This is a genomic window from Maribacter aquimaris (assembly GCF_014596745.1).
In the GTDB taxonomy this organism is placed as follows: domain Bacteria; phylum Bacteroidota; class Bacteroidia; order Flavobacteriales; family Flavobacteriaceae; genus Maribacter_A; species Maribacter_A aquimaris.
On record NZ_JABTCF010000013.1, the window covers coordinates 77970 to 99346 of the forward strand.

The window sequence follows — 21377 nt, forward strand, 5'->3', positions numbered from 1 at the left end:
AAATGAAATCATTGGATACACTCGATTGGGTGGTAATTGCGGCTTATTTTCTTGTTTTATTGGGTGTTGCTTGGTGGGTCATTTTGCAGAAGCAAAAAAATACCGAAGATTATTTTTTAGCGGGTCGAAATATCGGTTGGTTTATGGTTGGGGCCTCCATTTTTGCTTCCAATATAGGATCTGAACACGTGGTGGGCTTGGCAGGAAATGGTGCAGGGGACAAGATGCCACTTTTGATTTATGAATTGCATGCCTGGTTGGTCTTGATGCTGGGTTGGGTCTTTTTACCATTTTACGCCCGTAGTGGTGTGTTTACAATGCCCGAATTCCTTGAAAAACGTTTTGATGCCCGCTCCCGATGGGTGCTTTCCGTCGTCTCATTGATCGCTTATATCCTCACCAAAGTTTCGGTAACGATTTATGCCGGTGGGGTAGTAGTCTCTGCGCTTTTAGGAATTCCGTTTTGGATTGGGGCTGTTGCCACCGTGGTGCTCACAGGGATATATACGGTTTTGGGAGGAATGCGTGCCGTGGTGTATACCGAGACCATTCAGGCTGTAGTCTTGGTGCTTGGTGCAGGTATTTTAACGGTTTTAGGATTGGATGCCGTAGGAGGTTGGGGTGAATTGAAGGCAACCATAGGTCCTGATTATTTTAATATGTGGAGACCGAATTCAGATCCCGATTATCCGTGGTTGCCATTATTTATTACAAGTACGGTTGTGGGGGTTTGGTATTGGTGTACCGATCAGGTCATTGTTCAACGGGTACTTACGGCCAGGAACATTAAGGAAGGACGACGAGGCAGTATCTTTGGGGCCCTATTGAAATTAATGCCAGTATTTCTTTTCCTGATTCCCGGGGTGGTTGCCTTAGGGTTGAAAATGCAGGGAAAATTGGACTGGGATAGTCCGGATCAAGCCTTCCCGGTCTTGATGAGTAATTTAATGCCTTCCGGTCTTCGAGGATTGGTGGCTGCAGGATTGTTAGCGGCCCTGATGAGCTCCTTGGCGTCTGTCTTTAACTCCTGTTCAACCCTTTTTACCTTAGACATCTATAAAAAACTTAAGCCTAATAAACCGGAAGCGGAATTGGTGAAAACCGGGCGAATCGCTACCTTCTTTGTCGTGGGTCTGGGGTTGTTGTGGATTCCGATCATCACGAAACTGTCTGATGGATTGTATGAGTATCTTCAAAATGTCCAGGCCTATATTTCACCTCCGATTGCAGCGGTATTTTTATTGGGTATTTTCTATAAACGGATTAATTCGAATGGGGCAATCGCTACTTTGGTCGGTGGTTTTATTATCGGATTTCTAAAATTGACCCTTGAAATAGTGCAATCGAGTTTTGCTGAAGGAAGTTTCCTTTTTAATCTGGCCGATATCAATTGGTTGGTATTCGGTGCCTATTTCTTTGCCCTGTGTATCGCAATCGCCGTAATCGTAAGTATGTTTTATCCAGCTCCCTCACAGGCGCAGTTGGCCGGACTCACATTTGGTTCGATTACCAAGGAGCAAAAGGAAACCAATAAATCAAGTTATAACATATGGGATATTATCGCGTCGGTGGTGGTGGTCATTATCGTGATTTATATAATGATATCCTTTAGTACATTGAGTTTATAAAATAAAAAACAACATGATAGATTTAACCAGGTATGAAGTTTGGTTTGTAACAGGTAGCCAACATCTTTACGGACCGGAAACCTTAAAGGAAGTCGCGGAGCATTCTAAAAAAATTGCTAAATCCTACAGTGAAAGTAAGGACATAGTGGTCAATGTTGTTTGGAAGCCTACCGTGAAAACGGCGGATGAGATACTTCAAGTATGTAAGGAAGCCAATAATACGGATAACTGTGTTGGATTGATCGCATGGATGCATACGTTCTCGCCTGCAAAAATGTGGATTGCCGGATTGCAGGCATTATCAAAACCTTTTTTACATCTGCATACCCAGTTTAATCGCGATATTCCTTGGGGTGGTATCAATATGGATTTTATGAATTTGAACCAATCCGCACACGGCGGGAGGGAGTTTGGGTTTATGGCGTCTAGAATGCGGATGGGCCGAAAGGTCGTCGTAGGGCATTGGCAGAACGATTCGGTGCAAAAACAAGTGGATGCATGGTGTAGGGTAGCCTGTGCCGTAGCGGATTCCAAAAAGATGAAGGTGGCCAGAATAGGGGACAACATGCGGCAGGTGGCCGTTACCGAAGGGAATAAGGTTTCTGCCCAAATGCAGTTCGGATACGAGGTAAATGGATATGGCGTAGGCGATCTGGTTGCTTTTGTTAACCAAATTACGGATGCCGAAGTGGATGTTTTGATTCAAGAATATACCGATAGTTATACGTTGGTCCAGAATGTACAAAAAGGAGGGGCATTCCATCAATCCTTAAGAGATGCTGCAAAAATCGAGTTGGGGATGCGTGCTTTTATGGCAGACGGCGGGTTTACGGCATTTACGGATACGTTCGAGGATTTACATGGCATGAAACAATTACCCGGAATTGCCACACAGCGTTTGATGGCGAGCGGTTTTGGATTTGGTGCGGAAGGAGATTGGAAAACCGCTGCATTGGTGCGCAGTATGAAAGTTATGGCAGCCGGTCTGGATGGCGGTAATAGTTTTATGGAAGATTATACGTATCATTTTGACCCCTCCAATGCTGCTGTATTGGGTTCCCATATGTTGGAAATCTGTCCTTCGATCGCCGAGGGTGAAGTTAAGGTGGAAGTACATCCGTTGGGTATTGGGGGCAAGGAAGATCCTGCCCGTTTGGTTTTTAATGGCGGTGCCGGCAAAGCCTTGAATGCTTCGGTCATCGACATGGGTAACCGTTTCAGGATGTTGGTCAATACCGTTAATGCGATATCCATTGATAATGATATGCCAAAATTACCGGTAGCAAGGGTATTGTGGAGTCCCAATCCGACCCTCGAAATAGCCGCTTCTGCATGGATCTACGGAGGAGGGGCGCATCATACCTGCTATAGTGAAAACCTCAGTGCAGGACAGTTGGAGGATTTTGCGGATATATTCGGCATTGAATTTTTGTTGATTGATGAAAAAACCGATCTCTATCGCTTTAAGCAAGAATTACGGTGGAATGATATGGCCTTTAAATAGGGGTTGTCTTTTTTAAAATCCATATTGTTTGTTCCTTACCGGGTTTAGGAGTCCCTTCCTAACCTTTGATAAAGTCTCGATTCAAATTCCTTTCCGAAGTTACTAGGGGCCTTTAGGCACGATGTGTTTTACGTTAATCCACAGGGTGATGATGGGAGTGGTGTGTCAAATAAAAATGTTATGAAAGTTTTAATATTTCATATACTTTCAATTACTTTGTAATATACAATAGTTACAAAGTTTTTAAAGGTTAATTAAAATATATTCATATGGTACTTTCAGTCTGTCCAAATCCGTCAATTGATACTTATGCATGGTTGCAAAGCTTTGAGATAGGTCAATCAAATCGTATTGATCGGCTAGATGAATTTCCGGGAGGGAAAGGTGTCCATGTGGCAATGGCCCTGAAAGAGTTGGGTAATCCTGTATCACTTTTTGCCAATTGGGCGGGAAATAATGGGGAATGGATCAAAAGTGCCCCGCAACTCCGTAATGTCCAAATACAGGGGAATCAACTAAAGGGAAACAATAGAAAATGCTATACGTTCAGGTCCACGGATAAAGCATTGGATAATACGGAATTGTTAGAGCCCGGTCCTGAAATGACTACCGGGGAATGGAATCAGTTTCTTTTGGAATTTCAAGTAGCGGTAAAGGCCAGCGATTTAGTCTGTCTTTCCGGCTCATGGCCAAAGGGTGCCCCAGAGGACGCTTACCTTCAGTTGTTGGAAATCTGCAATAAGGAAGGAAGGAAGGCCATCTTGGATTGTTCGGGCATACAGTTGGAAAATGCCTTAAAGACCACTTTTTTCGGACTGCATATCAACGAGCACGAAGCACTAAGTACTTTTGGGACCAAAGACCACATGGAAATACGCAACCAGTTAAGGAATAGGGTTTCATTAATAGCCATTACCAAGGGAAAGGAAGGACTTTTTCTACACACCGATGAACAATCCGTACATGCCAACGTGGTCATAGACGAGGTTAAGAGTACCGTTGGGAGTGGGGATTGCCTAACGGCTGGAATCGCCAATGCGGTATTCAAGGGGATGTCGCTTCAGGAAATCGCTAAATATGGTGTGGCCTGCGGGGCAGCCAACTGTTTGAATGAGGATTTGGGCATCTTGAAATTAGAGGATGTAAACCAACTCTTGCCTAAAGTCAAATTGACTTAGGAAGAGTTGGTTTATAGAACTTTAGTGAACCCCCTAATCAGGGGTAAGTCAATTATCCTGTATAGAAGGGCTGTAGGGGACTAGTAAATAGTAACTCCCTTTACAACCCTGGATATTGCACCGCTCAATGATGGTGAATCTGGATTCAATCCTAAGTCCATGGATTTGAAAAAGCCCAAGAGTTGACCTAAAAGAATATTGCATACCGAAAGATAGGGCTCATCTATATGGTTGCCATCCTTGGAAAGTACGATTAGGGCATCCAAATCCAGACCGGCAGGCATTTTTTCAGCGATACCCATTTGAAATAATGGTTTTTTACCTTCATCCATGGCTGCAACCAAATCTTTCTCATACCTATAAACATCCTCGTTATTGGAAAAATAATAAACGAGCAATGTTTTGTTATTGACGACCGCCTTGGGCCCGTGTCGAAAGCCTAAATAGGAGTCGTTCTTGCAAATAATCTGTCCATCGCTTAGTTCCTGTAATTTTAAATGGGATTCCATGGCTGTGCCGTATTGTGGGCCAGATCCGAGGAAAACCGCCCTGTCGAAGGGTAGTTCTGCCGTTTTCTTAATGGTAGGGAGGAATTCCGTAAGTAAGGAAGTTCCGTATTCACTGACCTTATTCACGGTACTGTGCAATGATTCTATATTCTTGATATCATTGATCAATAGTGCTGATAGGAGCATGCCCGAGTAACTTCCGGTCATGGCCAAACTTTTGTCATTTGCTTCTGGTGGCAGGTAAAAAACATATCCATTTTTTTTAAATGAACGTTGTGCCAGGTCTCCGTCGGTATTGCACGTAATGATTAGATGATAACAATCATTACAATGTTTGTCGGCAAGTTCAACCGCGGCTACACTTTCAGGGCTGTTTCCCGATCGCGCAAATGAAATGAGTAGTGTGGGAGTGTCCGGCTCAAAATAGTCCTGTGGGTGGGAAACAAGGTGTGTCGTGGCTACTGGGACAGTTGTTATTTTGGTAGTACGCTGTATAACACCTTCTAAGGAAAAACCGATATAGGCACTTGTTCCTGCGCCTGTTAGGATTATTTTTTTTGCAATTGGATAAACATTGTCCAGAAACGAGGAGATAGATTCACGCTCAGAACATATGTTATTGTAAATGGCTTCCCATAGTTCGGGTTGACCTTGTATCTCTCTTGCCGTATCAATGGCTTTTAAGTCGATTAGTGCACTTTCGGCAATATTTAGATATCTCATTTGGTAAGTCGTTATTTCAAATGCTTATATTCTTTCAGAACATTTCATACAAAGTTATTAAACTTATTTAAACTTTCAAATCTTATTATTTAAATTACGAAACATTATTATATATTGAATCATAAGATTACTTTTTTATTTTTGTTAATTACCCAAATTAAAATGTTATTTTAGATTGTTAATTTATGAAGTAGGCCAATGGATAAAAGCAAAACAAAGCGTTCAACTGTGGAGCGCCGTAAGAAAATATTAAATCTACTCGATATAAACGGACAGGTGTTCGTTCACGAACTCAGTGAGCAATTCAACGTTAGTGAGGTTACCATTCGAAACGATCTTGAACTTTTTGAATCCAAAAAGTTATTGATTCGTGCACGTGGTGGTGCAATGAAATACGATAATTCCGTAAGTGCCGATTATCAACTCTCTGAAAAGGATAAAATACATTATGCCGAAAAAATTGAAATAGGAAAAAAAGCGGCTTCCCTTATTAAGGAGGGTGAAACCATTATTTTGGATTCCGGAACCACGACTATGGAGGTCGCCAAGCATCTGGATACGGAAAAAGCAATTAATGTGATCACCAACGCCTTTAATATCGCCAATCAGTTAATTCACGCCCAAAACATCAATATTATTGTTCCGGGAGGCACATTGAGAAAGAACTCACATTCCTTGGTTGGGCCTTTGGCTGAAAAAAACCTTCGTAATTTTTATGTGGATAAGGTATTTCTGGGTGTAGACGGACTCGATATTAAACAGGGGGCATTTACCCCCAATATTGAGGAGGCCTCATTGAACCAGATTATGATAGATATTGCCAAGGATGTTATTTTGGTGGCTGATTCCAGTAAATTCAACCGAAGGAGTCTCGCATTTATATGTCCTACAAATAAAATCGATATTATAGTGACAGATGAAAATATGCAAAAGGCGGATAAATTGTTCTTGGAAGAATTGGGGATTGACGTAGTCATTGCTTGATGGACAGGGGGGCTTGAAATATTTTGGACCCATTTCACATCTAACATAACATTTAAGTCAATATCCTTTGGGAATTACCAAACCAAAACCCAGGACCGTATCCGAGCCTGGGTTTTTTTATTTATGTCAATTAAGGAATATTGTGACATATGTTGATATGGGAGGTCATGACAGTGAAATTTTTATCTTCCATGTCCTAAACAATTCGTTAACGAGGCTCGTTTAAAATTTATTCAGTTTCTTCTTCCTCAGGGTCAATTGCCAACAAAAAGGCTGCGATGATCGCAAAAACAATACCGATAATCTTAATGGTATTGGGTACAAAATTCAATAGGACCATGGAAATAATAGCGGTAATCAGGGGGGCACCCGCATTGGTCAATGGGGATACTACCATTGCCTTGCCATACCTGAATGCGAAAACCAAGCAGAGCGCACCTACGGCGTTCAATATTTGAATACCAGCGGCCAACCAAGGGCCATTGGCTCCCCAATTGATCTCTTGGGAAAAATCGGTCATAACTAAGGCTACGGGAATAATCAGTAAACCTGTTATGGTCATGTAGAAAAATATACTTTCCGCGTTCATGCTCTTGTTGGCAAACTTCATAAAATAAGCCTGAATGCCCCATGCCGCAAGGACCAAAATTGCCAAAATGAACCATGAGACCCCATACCCCTCGGATTCATTACCTGTAGAGTATTCGAATAAGGGCAATGCCAGAATAGCGAGTATAATACCAATAGTTCCTTTAGGCCCGGTTCTTTCCTTCAAAAAGAAATAGGATAGTACTACGGTGATAATGGGTGATAGCGAGATGATCGGAAAAATCAAATAGGTTGGTCCGACAGTTACGGCATGAAAAAGCACCATTTGTCCACCAGCGCCTAAAAGGCCGATCAAGCAACCATAAAAAATAGATTTTTTGTCGTACTGTAATTTCCAATTAACGCGGTACAAAACAAATATGGCGGGAGGTATCATCGTTAGTGCCCATACACAATAAACTAAGGTCTCGGGAAATCCATTTTCTGCTGGTAAACCGGTAAAAGCCCCCCAAACCCCCCAAAAAAGAGTGGTTGTCAGTGCGTAAATAAGCCATGGTTTTGATTTCATTGTAGTGTTGGTTATTTGGTTATAAATTTTGTTTTAAACGAAGGGTTCCATCGTCTTCAAGCTTTTGTTCGCAGGCCCATTTTATTTGATGACGTATTCCTTTTACTTCTATTTCGGCTTTTATGCGTAAGTTTTCCCAGACCGTTCCTTTAGGTAGAAGGAAGGAAGCCTGCCTAACTTTACCTGGTATCGGGTATCCTGGGTCTATACTTCCTGTGGTAATTAAATTGCCATCATTGTCCAGCACCGAAATACACAATGCCCCCGGAACGCCACAAACGCCATCGTTCACCAAGCCTAGAATCAATCCGGGATATCCCTCTTTTTCGAAGTGCCATACCCAGGAAGGCCGTACATTATATCCTAAGACCATAGCCAATTGGTCTAACGGTTCAGGATGTTTTTCGTAGTAACCGAGAAGGTTTTCCAAGGCGATATTATGCCAGTTCCAAAGGGAAAAATAGTTGGGGCTGACATCCTTGATATGGGAAATGATGTTTTCATTTCGGGTAATACCCTCAATTTCGGATGTATTATTTTCTTGCTCGGTTCTGATTCCTTGTTCTATTGTTGCTCCTATCCAAGGGGGGCGGTTGCTCAAGGCATCTATTTGTGAGGGCTCTATAAAAATGGTATCCGTACGCAGCCAATTGTAAGAGCGAATGGTTCTATCCAGTACTTCAGCATTGCCAACTTCATTATAATCAGGTTGGGTATTGGTCACCAAAGGGGTTTTTGTCCAGTTGGCCGCTTGGTATTCGAATATTTCAACAAAGGTCTTTTCGGCCGTATAATTATCTGGAAAAGGGTTGCCGTTAAACGGCCATGAATGTCCTTCCCCCCAAAAACCATACATACAGGTATCAACATATTCAACCAGTTCATGACCATTGTAGATTGCCGATAGAAGATCATCCATTTTTTTAAAGGCCTTCATGAATTCGGGATGATCGTATCTTGGTGCATAGTGTACTTTATTTGGAATGCCGATTTCATCGGTGGTGCCCAGTTTTACCATGGGTACTTTTCCGATTAAAAAATCGGGCATGGACTCAGGTTCAATCACGGGGCTCATCAGTTGTATTCTAAAGGCCACGCGCTTGCCGTATTTCTTGGCCATTTCAAATGTTAGGTGCCAATGTTCCGGGAACTCCAATTTATTGGGCTCTTTTTGAATGTCACGCCAATCGACTCGGATATATAATACGTCTCCCAAAGGGAATTTGGCTAGTTTTTCAATTGATTCCCGTAATGTTTTCCCTTTTGTTTTCGGTGGGCCAACTTCATCACAGATGTAAGTCACGAAACCCTTACCATAATTGCTGATAGGTTTTTTGGCAGGTGTGGTTACCATTACTACATCGGCACCAGGAGTGGTAGCTGCAGGTCCATATGTTGAAAACGGACCTTGATTCATTCTGTTTTCAATTGTAGGTGGTGGGCCAAAATCATAACCGTCCCAATTGTGTGGTGGTATATGGTCTTGGGGTTTTGACCATGGAATGCCGACAAGTAAACCTGCTGAGGCACTTTTGGTGATAAATGATCTACGTTTCATTTTTGAAAATCTAGGATGATGTATTTAAAGCTACAAATGCAATAACGGTTTTATTTGTTATAAGGTAAATATATGAAAGTATAATAACTTTCAAAAACTTATTATTTACAAAATATATGTTTTTTATTCTAATGAACATAAGAAAAAGCTCTTAGAGCACTAGAATTGCTACCCACCAAAATCACTTCGCGGCCATCACCCATTTTCAACTGTTGGATGTCCTTGGCGTCACTATGGACATAAAAACCACTTTTCGTAACAGGAACGGTACTGAAACCACCCTTGCCATCCCCTTTTAAAAGAAGTCCTATCATTGCATCGTGGTTGCCTATGGCTGAATCCCCTGAATAATTATTACCAACGATGAGTACATCTAATTGTCCGTCTTTATCTGCGTCAATAAAGGCCATATCGTTTATGGGTGCAATTTGGGCCATTGGGGGTAGGGCCTTGGTTTTGAATGTGCCATCACCAAGGTTTTCAAGATAGAGACTTTGAAATTCCATAGCTTTAACAATTAATGCGTTTTCCAATTCTTCAGGCAAAAAGGCATCTTCGAATTCTACTTCGGCGTAGGACCCGAAGGTGGCAAACCGTCCTCGCATCGAAGCGATTTGACCTACCAATAAATCACGTGGGTGTGCTATATAATTTTTACCTTGGATATAATAACACATTATAGGGTCGATGCTGTTGTTTTTGTCATAGTCCTTGGCATAAATGCATAGGGGTTCCGATGTTGAGGCTTTGTATCGACTGTTGGTGCCGAGGTTTCCAGCAAAGAAATCCATATCGCCATCACCATCAATATCTGCTGATTTAATACAATTCCACCATCCAGAGGTATCGGAAAGGCCTGTGTTTATTGTGACGTTCTCTAGTTTGCCATCGGTGTTTTTAAATACGGTAATGTTCATGAATTCCCCGACGACAATAAGGTCGGTTTCCCCATCCTGGTCATAATCTTCCCATACGGCGTCGGTTACCATGCCGATGTTGGACAATTCAGGGTTCAATTCTTGGGTAATATCCTGAAACTTTCCATTTTGGTTCCTCAATACAAAACTTCGAGGTACGGTAGGGTATTCACCGGGGACCAACCTGCCACCCACAAAAAGATCTAGATCATTGTCCCCATCAAAATCAAAAGGCCTGACTATAGAGCCTGAAGCTTTGATTTTGGGTAGGGCACTTTCATCCTTCGTGAAATTACCATGGCCGTCGTTCAGATATAAACGGTCTTGGTACCATGGGTTATGTTTATTGAATTCACTTCCGCCACTAACCACATAGAGGTCGTTATCCCCATCATTGTCCGCATCAAATAGGAGTGAACCCATATCTTCCGATTGTATATCCAAATTAAGGGGTTGTTCTTTAAAGCCTCCTTCTGGTCCCTGAACAAAGAACACTCCACTATAACCTTTACTGCCACCGATATAAAAGTCTTGCAACCCATCGCCATTTATATCGCCCTTGGTCATTTTTGGTCCATTTTTAGAATGCATATGGGGCAATAGGGGTTGTACCTTAAAATCCACAAAGCTGTTTTCCTTATGTTCAAAGTCAATTTTCAAGGAATCCGTAATTTCTTTGAGGAGCGTATTTGTCAAATGGGCTTCAACGTTATTCACCCCGATTGTTCCTTTGGCGTATTCGACGCTCAACATTTGATTTTCCTTGACGTCCTTTAGAACCTGCGTATTTTGATCGGGCCAAACAATTGTAATGCTATCTATTTTTGTTTTCCCCAAGCCAAAATGCACTATTTGGTCCACACTGGATTCGTAACCCCTAGAGAGGAAGTGTTGATAGTACTGGTTATCCCCATTGGTATGTACGGTGATTTTTGTACCGAGTCCATCCCTGTTGCCTTCTTTACCAATGAGTTTTAGTTTTAAATAACGGGATTGGTTTTTCTCGCTATTGTTTTGCAGTATACTGGCCTTTTCATTGATGTTGTTCACTACCAAATCCAGGTCTCCATCGTTGTCAAAATCAGCAAAAGCGGAACCGTTGGATAAATTGGCATGTTCAATACCCCAATCCGTTGTCGTGTTCGTAAAGGTAAAATCACCATTGTTTTTGTAAAAATAGTTTTTAACGGAGGCACTTGGCAACTCTTTTATGGTCTGTAGTTTTCTTTCCCTTCTGGCTTTCTCAGAACCGAACGGATTCGATGATTCCTGTTGGTAATTGATATAATCCATGTCGCCAATATCCCTTCTGAAACCGTTGGTGATAAAAGCATCCTTAAGTCCGTCATTGTCATAGTCTGCCAAGAGTACGCTCCAACTCCAGTCCGTTTGGCTGATCCCTGCGAATTGCCCTATTTCACTGAAGGAATTGTTGCCGTTATTGAGCTGCAGGGTATTTCGTGTATATTGGGCAGTATATCCCTTGTTAAGCGTCATTTGGAATTTATCAAAATTACTTGCTGGAATAATGGTCTTTTGGCGTTTATGATCCTCGGGAAGCATATCCAAAACCAGAATATCGGCCAAGCCATCGTTATTGTAATCGGCTATATCGTTGCCCATGCCGGCAAAACTGGTGTGTTTGAAATAGGTGTTGGAAACATCCGAGAATGTGCCATTCCCATTATTTCGATATAAAATGTCATTGGTAAGAAAATCGTTGGAAACATAGACATCCGGCCAGCCATCGTTATCGATGTCACTGATGCCGAGGCCGAGACTATACCCTTCGACCAGAATTCCCGATTCGGCAGAAACATCGGTAAAGGTATTGTCCCCATTGTTTCGATAGAGCTTGTCGGTACTATTTGATTCGCCGTTCAATTTTCTGGCACGTATGGTGTTTACAGATGACATGGTGTAATCCACAGGATTAATGATCAAAAACATGTCGAGGTCACCATCCCTGTCATAATCAAAAAATGCAGCATGCGTAGATTGGCTGGTATCAGCAAGTCCATAACTTTCACCCTCCTCGGTGAATGTATTGTTTTTTTGATTGATGTACAGCTTATTGGCTTTTTCATGGGATTCCGAACCGCCTGAAACGGCAACATAAATATCCAACCAACCATCTTGGTTGATGTCTACCATACTTACACCCGTGGACCATCCCTTGTTGTTGATACCTGAATACGCTGTGATATCTTCAAAATTGAAACCACCCTTGTTCAGATACAATCGGTCCGGAACGATGTTGCCCGCAAAGAAAATGTCGGTAAGGCCATCGTTGTTGATGTCGCCAACACCAACGCCGGCCCCAGCGTAAATGTTCATGAAATTAAGAATGTTGTGCTCCTCGTTTTCTTGAATCTCATTTGAAAAATCGATATGGGTATCGGTCGATTCGAGCGCAGTGAACAAAGTGTCTGGGTTTTTACAGGAAGACCCTGTTAAAAGACATAAGACAAACAAACATAAAGGGTATCTATTTATCATCACCTATCTCAATTTTTCTGGTTTGGTTCGTGTACGAAAAGAATACAATATAATCAGTTTTGGTTTTATCTACTTTTAGCTGTCTTGATGTTTGGCTTAAATACGAACTGCCATAGGCAAATTCTTTTTTGTAGAAACTTCCATCCCTCATGTAAACAAGGGCGTGGGTTTCCTGAGGTTTCGGGTGCATCACTAATTTGTTGGTTGTGTACGAATATGCTTTTAACACACCCAAATTCTGACTGGCTAGAAGTATGGCATCACCATTTGCGGCCCCCAATTCAACCAATCCTTTGGCGTCACCATTTATTTTTAAGCCACTTTCTGTTGCTTTAACGGGCAGAAACCCACCGATGCCATCCCCTAAGAGACAGAGGCCGGAAAGTGCGTCATAGGCACCAGTGAGGGCTTCGGTAGCATAGAGATTGCCGACTAACAATACATCTAAATTGTCATCGCCATTAAAATCCTCGACCAATGTGCCAAATATTGGGGCATATTGGGCTTCAATGGGCAATTCCTTCATTTTAAACTTTCCTTCCCCCATATTTTCCACATACATACTGGTCAACATCGTTGCTTTTAGCGTATAGGCATCCTTCAATTCTTTATTTGAGAAAGTCCTGTCAAAAGGGGCATTGGCATAAGCTTCATACGTTCTAAAGCGGCCCTTCATGGCTACGATCTGACTGTTCAATACGTCCCTGGAGTGTATCAGGTGCTCGTTACCTTGGCGATAACAGGTGATCATGGGGTCAATAGTACCGTTAGCGTCAAAGTCCTTGGCATAAATCGTAACAGGTTCCTCGGCACTTGCCTTGTACGCACTGTTTAATCCGAGATTACCTAGGATATAGTCAGTGTCACCATCTTTATCAAAATCGCCAGAGGTTATGCTGTTCCACCATCCTGAACAATTTTTGAGTCCGGTGGATTTTGATACGTTGATGAGGTTGCCATTATCGTTCTTGTAAAAGAGGGGTTCGGAAAACTCGGCAACAATAATTAGGTCTAGCCAGCCATCATTATCGAAATCGGTCCAAAGTGCATCGGTAAGCATTCCGAACTTTTTTTCGTTATTGAATACCGCTTGGGTAACATCCTGAAATTGACCTTTTTCATTTTTTAAGAGGTAACTATTGGGTGATAACGGATAGGAGCCACTCACATACCTTCCGCCAATGAAGAGGTCTAAATCACCATCTTTATCATAATCCCCGGCTTTTACAAAAGAACCGGCATCAGGTCGTGTGAAAAAATCCTTCCCCTTAAAATTGGCTTGACCATCGTTGAGGTACACCCTATCGGTATAACCTTGTTTTGATCCGGTGCTTTTTTCGCCCCCACTGATTATTAAAAGATCTAGATCGCCATCGCTATCGATGTCGAATAAAAGGGTACCCATATCTTCGTGGGTTTCTCCATTTAACAAAGGTTTTTCAAGAAAACCACCATCATTTTGCTGTATAAAAAAGCTGCCATTCTGGCCTTTACCCCCTCCAACATAAAAGTCCTCAAATCCGTCAGCATTAATGTCCCCGACTGCAATACCCGGGCCCAGTCTGGAGTTCATTTGAATCAACGTTGTCTGCTCATTGAAATCAATATGCTTTTCTTCCCTGTGGGTGTAGTTAATTTCCATTCCGCCCATTTCTTGAAATAATGTTCGGATAGGGGTGTTCTTTTTGCATTTTCCGGCATTCGCAACGTCAAGGGTGATTGTCTGGTTGGACAAAACCTTTTTAAGGGTCTGACATGTGCCATTGGGCCATTTGACGGTTAATGAATCTACTTCTTTCGTATCGCCCAAACCGAAATGGAGGCTCTCGCCCATGGTGGACAAATACCCTTTTACGGTGTTGTGGTATTGGTATTGCACGGTATTTTGGTCGTAGAGGTAAACTTCAGTCCCTGTTACATTGGGTAGCCCTTTCAATGTAATTTGAATAAAATGGTTTCCTGAAATGGCGGCATTGGCTTCAATGGTGTTGTTTTTGTAGATATGGGCCTTGTCATCAATATTATTGATGGCCAGATCCAAATCCCCATCATTATCTAGATCGGCGTAAGCCGAACCATTGGAGTAACTGGGGGTGTCTATTCCCCAAACCAAGGACTTGTCAGTGAAATCTACCCCACCGTTATTCTTGTATATGTAATTGTGTAATTTGACTTCAGGCAGGGCATTTAATTTTTGCAATTTATCCTTTCGGATGGTTTCCGGGTCACCAAAGGGTCCCTGTTTTTGACCGTAGACAATAAAGTCCAAATTGGTTACATCCCGTCGGTAACCGTTGGTGATAAAGACATCCTTGAAACCGTCGTTGTCAAAATCGGCAATAAGGGGAGACCAGCTCCAATCCGTTGCATTAATGCCCGACAATTGTCCAATTTCACTAAAGCTGCCATCCCCATTGTTCAGTTGTAGTGTATTGCGGACATACTGTGGCATATAGCCGAATTCCGTATCGAGCATATGTTTATCGTAACTGAAATACCCTAAGGTCTGTTTTAGTCTTTTGTTGTCTTGGGGCAGCATGTCGAGAACAATGATATCTGATTGTGCATCGTTATTGATGTCGGCAATGTTCAAACCCATACCGTTATAGCTTTGGTGTTTCAGATAATCGAAGATCTTATCGGAGAATGTGCCATCCCCGTTATTGATGTAAAGGATGTCATTGGTCAAAAAATCGTTCGACACATAAATATCGAGCCAACCATCCTTATTGATGTCACATACGGAGACCCCGAGTCCAAATCCTTCAATAGTTACACCCGCTTCCTTGGAAATGTTCGTATAGGTGTTGTCTCCATTGTTTTTGTACAGCCTATCGGTGCTAGGAGCCTTCCCATTCAGGATTTTGGGTCTTGAGGTATTTCTGTTGTATGGGACAAGGGCATTCGTCAAGAGGTACATATCATTGTCTCCATCCTTGTCGTAATCAAAGAAAAGGGCCTGTATGCTATATCCGGTATCGGCGAGCCCGTATTCTTTGGCGCTTTCAATAAAAGTACCATCCCCCTTATTGAGGAAAAGTAGATTGGCCATTTGTTCTTCAGGGGTATTCCTTGGTCCGCCCCTACTAATATAGAGGTCTAAAAAACCATCCTGGTTGACATCCTTCATGGCGATCCCATTGCACCAACCTGTGGTTGTGACGTTGGCTTCGGCCGTAATATCCTTGAATTTGAAGTCGCCTAAATTGCGATATAATTTACCGGAGACTTGATTGCCTGAAAAATAGAGGTCCTGTAAACCGTCATTGTCGATATCACCGATAGCCACACCGCCCCCATTGAACATAAACTCGAAATCAAGGATGTTGATGGTGTCGTTTTCAGACAACCTGTTCTCAAAGTCGATATTGCTGTATTCTGAATCTACGAGTTCAAATAAACGTTTTTCAGTGGTTGATGTGTTGCAATTGATAGCCAACAGCCCTAATAGGCCAATGAAATGTAATCTTAGTAGCGTATTTATTTTGTTGTGATGGCTTGTCATCAGAAAGAGTATAAATATTTTGGCTAAAAAGTAGGCATTTGTTTAATGGTCTTAAACTATTTTCATAATAAAAACCATAGCTTCCTTCAGTTGGGTTTGCTTTTTTTTTGATAAAAAGCGAATATTATAAAAGGAGTGGGGGTATAATAAAGAGAAAGGCATCGTATAATAGATGCCTAACCCTATATTAAAAACTCAAACTAACATTTTTTTGGAACCATAATTTTGGTTATAATCCAGGAAGCTGGTTTAATACACCTTGGCTTCTTTCTATTTCACTTTGTGGTATTGGGAACAGGCCATTGGCTGTTTTACTGTCCCAAAGATTATCATTGGTACCAGTATCCAAAGCGTCAAAGGTTTCATTTGCGATTCCCCAACGAACAAGGTCGAAATAACGTTGTCCTTCAAAAGCCAATTCCAATCTTCTTTCCAACCTAAGGGCATCAGTAAGTTCAGTTGCACTTAAACCGTAAGCTACCGGTGTTGCATCCGGGTAAGATCGAAGTCTTACTTCATTGATGAGGTCAGTCGCCAATCCTGGATCGGAATCAATCAAAGTCTCAGCGTACAATAAAATTAAATCGGCATATCTAAAAAGGCGTTCATTGTTGTAATCAACAACTTCATTGGTGGCCCCCATTTTGGCGATGTTCTCACCTCGGTATTTTTTAAGTAAATATCCGGTATCTGAGAATTCTGACATATCCTCGATTACAAAACTATCTCCGTAGCCATCATAATAAATGTCACCCTCCCCGTAAATATTTACGGCATACCTTGGGTCTTCGGCATCGGATACCATGGCATATTCGGCCGTTGGTCTATAGATGGCGCCGCCATCGATATCTTGGTCCGATCCTCGGTTATACCCTTGGGTCGCTTTAAAATTCTCGGAGTGAAAATCATCTAGAACCCAGCCATTGTCATCTGAATTACCCGTAAACTGAACCTCAAAAATAGATTCTTGGTTATTCTCGAAATCATAGTCGAACACTGAGGCATAATCGGGCATTAAACTATAAGGGCCTTGCTCATACACATTTTTGAAAAAGGGCATTGCGGCTATTGGGTCTCCATTGTACAAGTTTACTTTTCCCATGTAGGCAATTGCCGCCCATGATGTAGCACGGCCTAAATTGGAATCATCCCAGGATTCGGGCAAATTATTGGCCGCTGTTTGAAGATCTGAAAGAATTAAGGCAATAGTGGCCTCTGGTGTTGAGTTAGGTGCTGACAGGTTTGAGAAGTCTGTTAATGTAGCTTCCATCAATGGAGCATTTCCTCCCCATAATTTAAAGCTCTGGAAGTGAAACCAAGCTCTTAAGAATTTGGCTTCCCCTTCGTACTGTGCTTTTTCCTCTGCGGTCAACTCATTCTCTTCGTCTAATTTTTCCAGTACCTTGTTGGCCCTATAAACGCCTTGATAAATAATCGTGTATATAAAGGATAAGGCATTATCTTCGGGTAGGAATCTGAATTTATTATAACCGTACAAGTCTGAATCTACTTCACAGGACATGTCGTCTTCTGTCATAATCGTGAGTTTCCACCATTCATTGGCCGCATACAGGTTTTCCTCTGTGGTGGCATACAAACTTTGAATAGATGAATAAGAAGCTAAGGTCGCCCCTTTGAAATCAACCTCTGTCTTGAAGAAATTATCCTCAATGACAGCATCCAAAGGCTGTAAATCGAGTTCGTTACAGGAAAATAAGAACACTACTAATGCCAATAGACTGTAAGAACGTATTCTTGCTATATTGATACTTATTATTTTCATATTAATTACGCTATTTATGATTGATTAGAAACTTATTCTTGCTCCAAATTGAATACTAACTGGTTGTGGTGAAGCATAGCCGTCATCAACTCCCGTTGATAGGTTGTTTTCCCCTTTTTGAAAACTAAAGGCTCGGGTAACCTCAGGATCCAAACCAGAGTATTTGGTGAATACCGCTAAATTTTGGGCACCAGCATATAATCTGATATTCGAAACAAAACCATTGAAAATGTTTTTAAGAGTTTCAGCGTCGAAATTATATCCTATTTGAATATTTTTTAATCTGGTGTAGGCACCACTCTCGACCCAGCGATCGGAGAAACGGCTGTTGTTGTTCGATCCTTCCGCATCTAGTCGGGGTATTGAGTTGCTTGTACCTTCCCCAGTCCATCTTTTCAATATGGCTGTTGATTGGTTTGAATATCCTTCCATGCTTTCCAATTCCTGTCGGGCTGCATTATAAACTTTGTTGCCACCAACACCTTGAAAGAAAATCGAGAAATCGAAATTCTTATAATTTGCACTTAGATTAAGTCCGTAATAAAAAGAAGGTATTGGACTTCCTATGTTGGTTTTGTCATCAGGTGTGATTTCCCCATCACCGTTGACATCGACAAATCTTATATCACCTGCTGATGCACCGTCAAAGGAATCCTCATCGGGAAGGGCTGCAGCGGCTTCGGCATCTGTTTGATAAAGACCATCTGTTTTATAACCATAGAAATGTGCCATGGACTCCCCTTCGATCGTTCTACTGATTTGAGAACCAAAGACCCCTGATAGAAGTTCAAATCCACCTAGATCGGCCACTTCATTCTTAAGGGTTGAGAAATTGGCGCTGATTCCATAACTGAAATCATCGCTTAAGGAATTGTTGTAGTTCACTGAAAATTCAAGACCTGAATTTTTAATTTCCCCTAAATTGACATCGGTAGGAAGTGCAAAACCTGTAACTGCAGGAAAAGGAACGCCGACTAAAATGTCTTTCGTGTCTTTCATGAAGTAATCAACGGAGAAATTCAGTTTATTGTCGAACATGGTTACGTCGGCACCGATATTCGTTTGATTACTTTTCTCCCATTTTAGGGCCGGATTGGCCAGTACGACTGATGCAGGTGCAATGATGACCGTTTGGTCACCGCCAAGAACATAAGCCGATGTAAGTCCCAATTGGCTTATATATGCGTTATTGGCCCCTGTGAATTGGTTACCGGCTTGTCCCCAAGACGCTCGTAACTTCAGGTTGTTCAGGTTGTCTACGTTTTCCAGGAATTTTTCTTGGCTCAATCGCCAGCCCAAGGCAAATGAAGGAAAGTAATCTGCCCTATTATCGGAAGAAAACCGCGAGGTTTCGTCCCTTCTTAAATTAAAGGTAGCTAAATACTTACCATCATAATTGTAGTTTATTCTTCCTAAATATCCTCTGATTGCCCATTCATCCGCTTCTTCATTAGCTGCAGAATTGGCACCGGTGTTTACAATTTTCACTGTGTTGTTTAGTAAATCGGTAGCCTGTCCTCTTAGTTTTGTGAATTGAAACCTAGTTTCTTCATGCCCCAATAGCAAGGATAAGGTGTTCTTTCCGAAAGAGGTATCATAGGTGAGAATGTTTGAGACATTGACGGTTTTTTCAATGGGTCTTTCTTTTACCAAAAGATCGGTTCCAGTGGTATTTCCTTCCCCATCACCGAAATCATATTTACCTTGGTACCATTGTCCCTCACCAACTTGGTAATCCAAACCGGCGGTGAATTTATATTTTAACCCTTTCACAAATTCAACTTGGCCATAGATACTTCCAAGGATCCTATTTGTTTTTACGCGGGTTTCGTTGTTTTCCAAATCATTGAGTCCAACAATCTGTCTGTCACCTGTATTCCAACTGGCATCCCCTACAGTGTCATAATTGGCAGAGGTATAACTTCCATCTTCATTGTAGATAGAAAAGAAAGGTACATTGGTAGCGGATAGGAATGATGCGGCAGCACCTGGTTCTGATTGTACTAATCTATCAGTACTACCAAAAGTGAAGGATTCCCCGAATTTAAAATGTTCACCGACTTTAATATCCGAGTTTGCCGAAAAACTGTAACGTTCAAAGTTCTGGGACAATTGAATACCGCTTTGCTCTATATATCCTGCCGATATACTATAATTGGCATTGTCGGTTCCACCACTAACCCCAAGGTTGTGGTTGATGGTGTTTCCTGTTCTATAAATGGCGTCTTGCCAATCATAAGTATCACTTCCACTAAATTGGGAGAAATCGTGCCCTTCGCCAAGACCGGCTTGGTAGGCAATGTATTGCTCCGTATTCAATACATCAAATCTTTTTCTGTTTGTAGATGTTGTGGTATATATGTCATACGTTATTTTGGCTTTTCCACTTTTCCCCCTTTTGGTGGTGATAATGACAACCCCGTTTGCGGCCCTTGCACCATAGATTGCTGCGGCAGAGGCATCTTTAAGTACGTTGATCGATTCAATATCGTTCGGATTTAACGTTGCTAAGGGGTTACTCTCGGTATTTGAACCTGTATTTACGGTTTGGTTGGAGGTTTGTACTAAAGGAATACCATCTACAACAAATAAAGGTTGATTGTTTCCGGTGGTACCCACACCACGGATTCTCACATTTATCGGAGCGGCTGCATCACCACCGCGATTAGCAATATAAACACCCGCTACCTGGCCTCCTAACGCCTGGTCCAACGATGTGTTTGGGGTTTTCGTAATGTCGTCGGAAGTAATCGTTTCGACAGCACCGGTCAAATCTTTCCGCTTTTGTGTTCCAAAACCAACAACAACTACTTCATCAAGACTTTCCGCACTTTCTTGCATGGCAACGTCTATTGTGGTTCTTCCTTTTACAGGAATCTCTTGTGTTTCAAAGCCTAGGTAGGAAAATACAAGGATGGCATTGGATTGGTCAACGGTGATCGAATAGTCCCCGTCGAACGTGGATGAAACACCGTTGTTGGTTCCTTTGACCAAGACATTGACACCCGGCAGGGGCACACCTTCCGAGGTCACCATTCCGGTAATCGTTTTTTCTTGCGCGAATCCTGCCAGCGAAAAGAACAGGGCAAAAAGCGAAGTGATTAAAAATTCTTTTTTCATACTAAAAAGTTTGTTTGGATTAGTTTAAATAAGTTATTGAAAAAATTAACATTATTATAACAAAGCTATAAAAACATAAATACTTTCACAAACTTATTTTTAAAATTTCGAAATGTAATTTAAACTTGTGTGGGTTTTATTGATAAGAAATAGTGAAAATCCGCTCCAAAATAGATGGTGAATTCGTAGGATATTCATATATGATGCCGTTTTAAAACATTGAAAATAAAGTAGATAATAAAAATTTAAATTAAGAATAATTCGGGATTACACAAATTGAAAAAGATGTTAGGGTTGATGATAAACGGAGTGTATTTCATCATTTTTTAATTAATTTGATAAAATATCAGGT

At 41.7% G+C, this 21377-nt stretch carries 11 protein-coding genes; 4 read left to right on the forward strand and 7 right to left on the reverse strand.

Annotated elements, in window-relative coordinates; translation table 11 throughout:
- Positions 1-2: 2 nt before the first annotated feature.
- From HPE56_RS17440 to HPE56_RS17450, 3 genes are all read left to right on the forward strand, one after another.
- Positions 3-1628 (forward strand): sodium:solute symporter, encoded by a 1626-nt coding sequence (locus HPE56_RS17440; protein ID WP_188245037.1) that lies wholly within the window; start codon positions 3-5, stop codon positions 1626-1628.
- Between the two features lie 13 nt (positions 1629-1641).
- Positions 1642-3132, forward strand: a complete 1491-nt coding sequence (gene araA / locus HPE56_RS17445) for an L-arabinose isomerase (protein ID WP_188245038.1) — start codon at positions 1642-1644, stop codon at positions 3130-3132.
- Positions 3133-3401: 269 nt separating this feature from the next.
- Positions 3402-4310, forward strand: a complete 909-nt coding sequence (locus HPE56_RS17450; RefSeq protein ID WP_188245039.1) for a 1-phosphofructokinase family hexose kinase — start codon at positions 3402-3404, stop codon at positions 4308-4310.
- 80 nt (positions 4311-4390) lie between these two features.
- Here the strand turns inward: HPE56_RS17450 and HPE56_RS17455 are convergent, their stop codons facing one another.
- A complete protein-coding gene (locus HPE56_RS17455) occupies positions 4391-5542 on the reverse strand; it encodes an SIS domain-containing protein (protein WP_188245040.1) in 1152 nt (383 codons plus the stop codon).
- Positions 5543-5740: 198 nt separating this feature from the next.
- On the opposite strand from HPE56_RS17455, the gene agaR reads away from it, so the two are divergent.
- The gene (agaR, locus tag HPE56_RS17460; RefSeq protein ID WP_188245041.1) at positions 5741-6526 is read left to right on the forward strand and encodes a transcriptional repressor AgaR; all 786 of its coding nucleotides are present in this window, start codon (positions 5741-5743) and stop codon (positions 6524-6526) included.
- A gap of 229 nt (positions 6527-6755) precedes the next feature.
- Here the strand turns inward: agaR and HPE56_RS17465 are convergent, their stop codons facing one another.
- The 6 genes from HPE56_RS17465 to HPE56_RS17490 all read right to left on the reverse strand — a co-directional run bounded on the left by HPE56_RS17465 (position 6756) and on the right by HPE56_RS17490 (position 21025).
- Positions 6756-7643, reverse strand: a complete 888-nt coding sequence (locus HPE56_RS17465) for a DMT family transporter (RefSeq protein WP_188245042.1) — start codon at positions 7641-7643, stop codon at positions 6756-6758.
- Positions 7644-7662: 19 nt separating this feature from the next.
- Entirely contained in the window at positions 7663-9201 is a 1539-nt protein-coding gene (locus HPE56_RS17470; RefSeq protein WP_223170360.1) for a hypothetical protein, read from the reverse strand.
- A gap of 128 nt (positions 9202-9329) precedes the next feature.
- Entirely contained in the window at positions 9330-12542 is a 3213-nt protein-coding gene (locus HPE56_RS17475; protein WP_188245043.1) for a VCBS repeat-containing protein, read from the reverse strand.
- A 64-nt stretch (positions 12543-12606) separates the two neighbouring features.
- Complete coding sequence (locus HPE56_RS17480) at positions 12607-16122, reverse strand: VCBS repeat-containing protein (RefSeq protein WP_188245044.1); 3516 nt, start codon at positions 16120-16122, stop codon at positions 12607-12609.
- Between the two features lie 229 nt (positions 16123-16351).
- Positions 16352-17905, reverse strand: coding sequence for a RagB/SusD family nutrient uptake outer membrane protein (locus HPE56_RS17485; RefSeq protein WP_188245045.1), 1554 nt, complete (start codon positions 17903-17905; stop codon positions 16352-16354).
- 24 nt (positions 17906-17929) lie between these two features.
- On the reverse strand, positions 17930-21025 hold the full coding sequence (locus HPE56_RS17490; RefSeq protein ID WP_188245046.1) for a SusC/RagA family TonB-linked outer membrane protein: 3096 nt from the start codon (positions 21023-21025) through the stop codon (positions 17930-17932).
- Between the last annotated feature and the right edge of the window lie 352 nt (positions 21026-21377).

Excerpts from the sequence above, each read along its gene's own strand:
- agaR (WP_188245041.1), top strand. The coding sequence starts at position 5,741 with ATGGATAAAAGCAAAACAAAGCGTTCAACTGTGGAGCGCCGTAAGAAA.
- HPE56_RS17490 (WP_188245046.1), bottom strand. The coding sequence starts at position 21,025 with ATGAAAAAAGAATTTTTAATCACTTCGCTTTTTGCCCTGTTCTTTTCG.
- araA (WP_188245038.1), top strand. The coding sequence starts at position 1,642 with ATGATAGATTTAACCAGGTATGAAGTTTGGTTTGTAACAGGTAGCCAA.
- HPE56_RS17470 (WP_223170360.1), bottom strand. The coding sequence starts at position 9,201 with ATGAAACGTAGATCATTTATCACCAAAAGTGCCTCAGCAGGTTTACTT.
- HPE56_RS17450 (WP_188245039.1), top strand. The coding sequence starts at position 3,402 with ATGGTACTTTCAGTCTGTCCAAATCCGTCAATTGATACTTATGCATGG.
- HPE56_RS17465 (WP_188245042.1), bottom strand. The coding sequence starts at position 7,643 with ATGAAATCAAAACCATGGCTTATTTACGCACTGACAACCACTCTTTTT.
- HPE56_RS17440 (WP_188245037.1), top strand. The coding sequence starts at position 3 with ATGAAATCATTGGATACACTCGATTGGGTGGTAATTGCGGCTTATTTT.
- HPE56_RS17455 (WP_188245040.1), bottom strand. The coding sequence starts at position 5,542 with ATGAGATATCTAAATATTGCCGAAAGTGCACTAATCGACTTAAAAGCC.
- HPE56_RS17485 (WP_188245045.1), bottom strand. The coding sequence starts at position 17,905 with ATGAAAATAATAAGTATCAATATAGCAAGAATACGTTCTTACAGTCTA.
- HPE56_RS17480 (WP_188245044.1), bottom strand. The coding sequence starts at position 16,122 with ATGACAAGCCATCACAACAAAATAAATACGCTACTAAGATTACATTTC.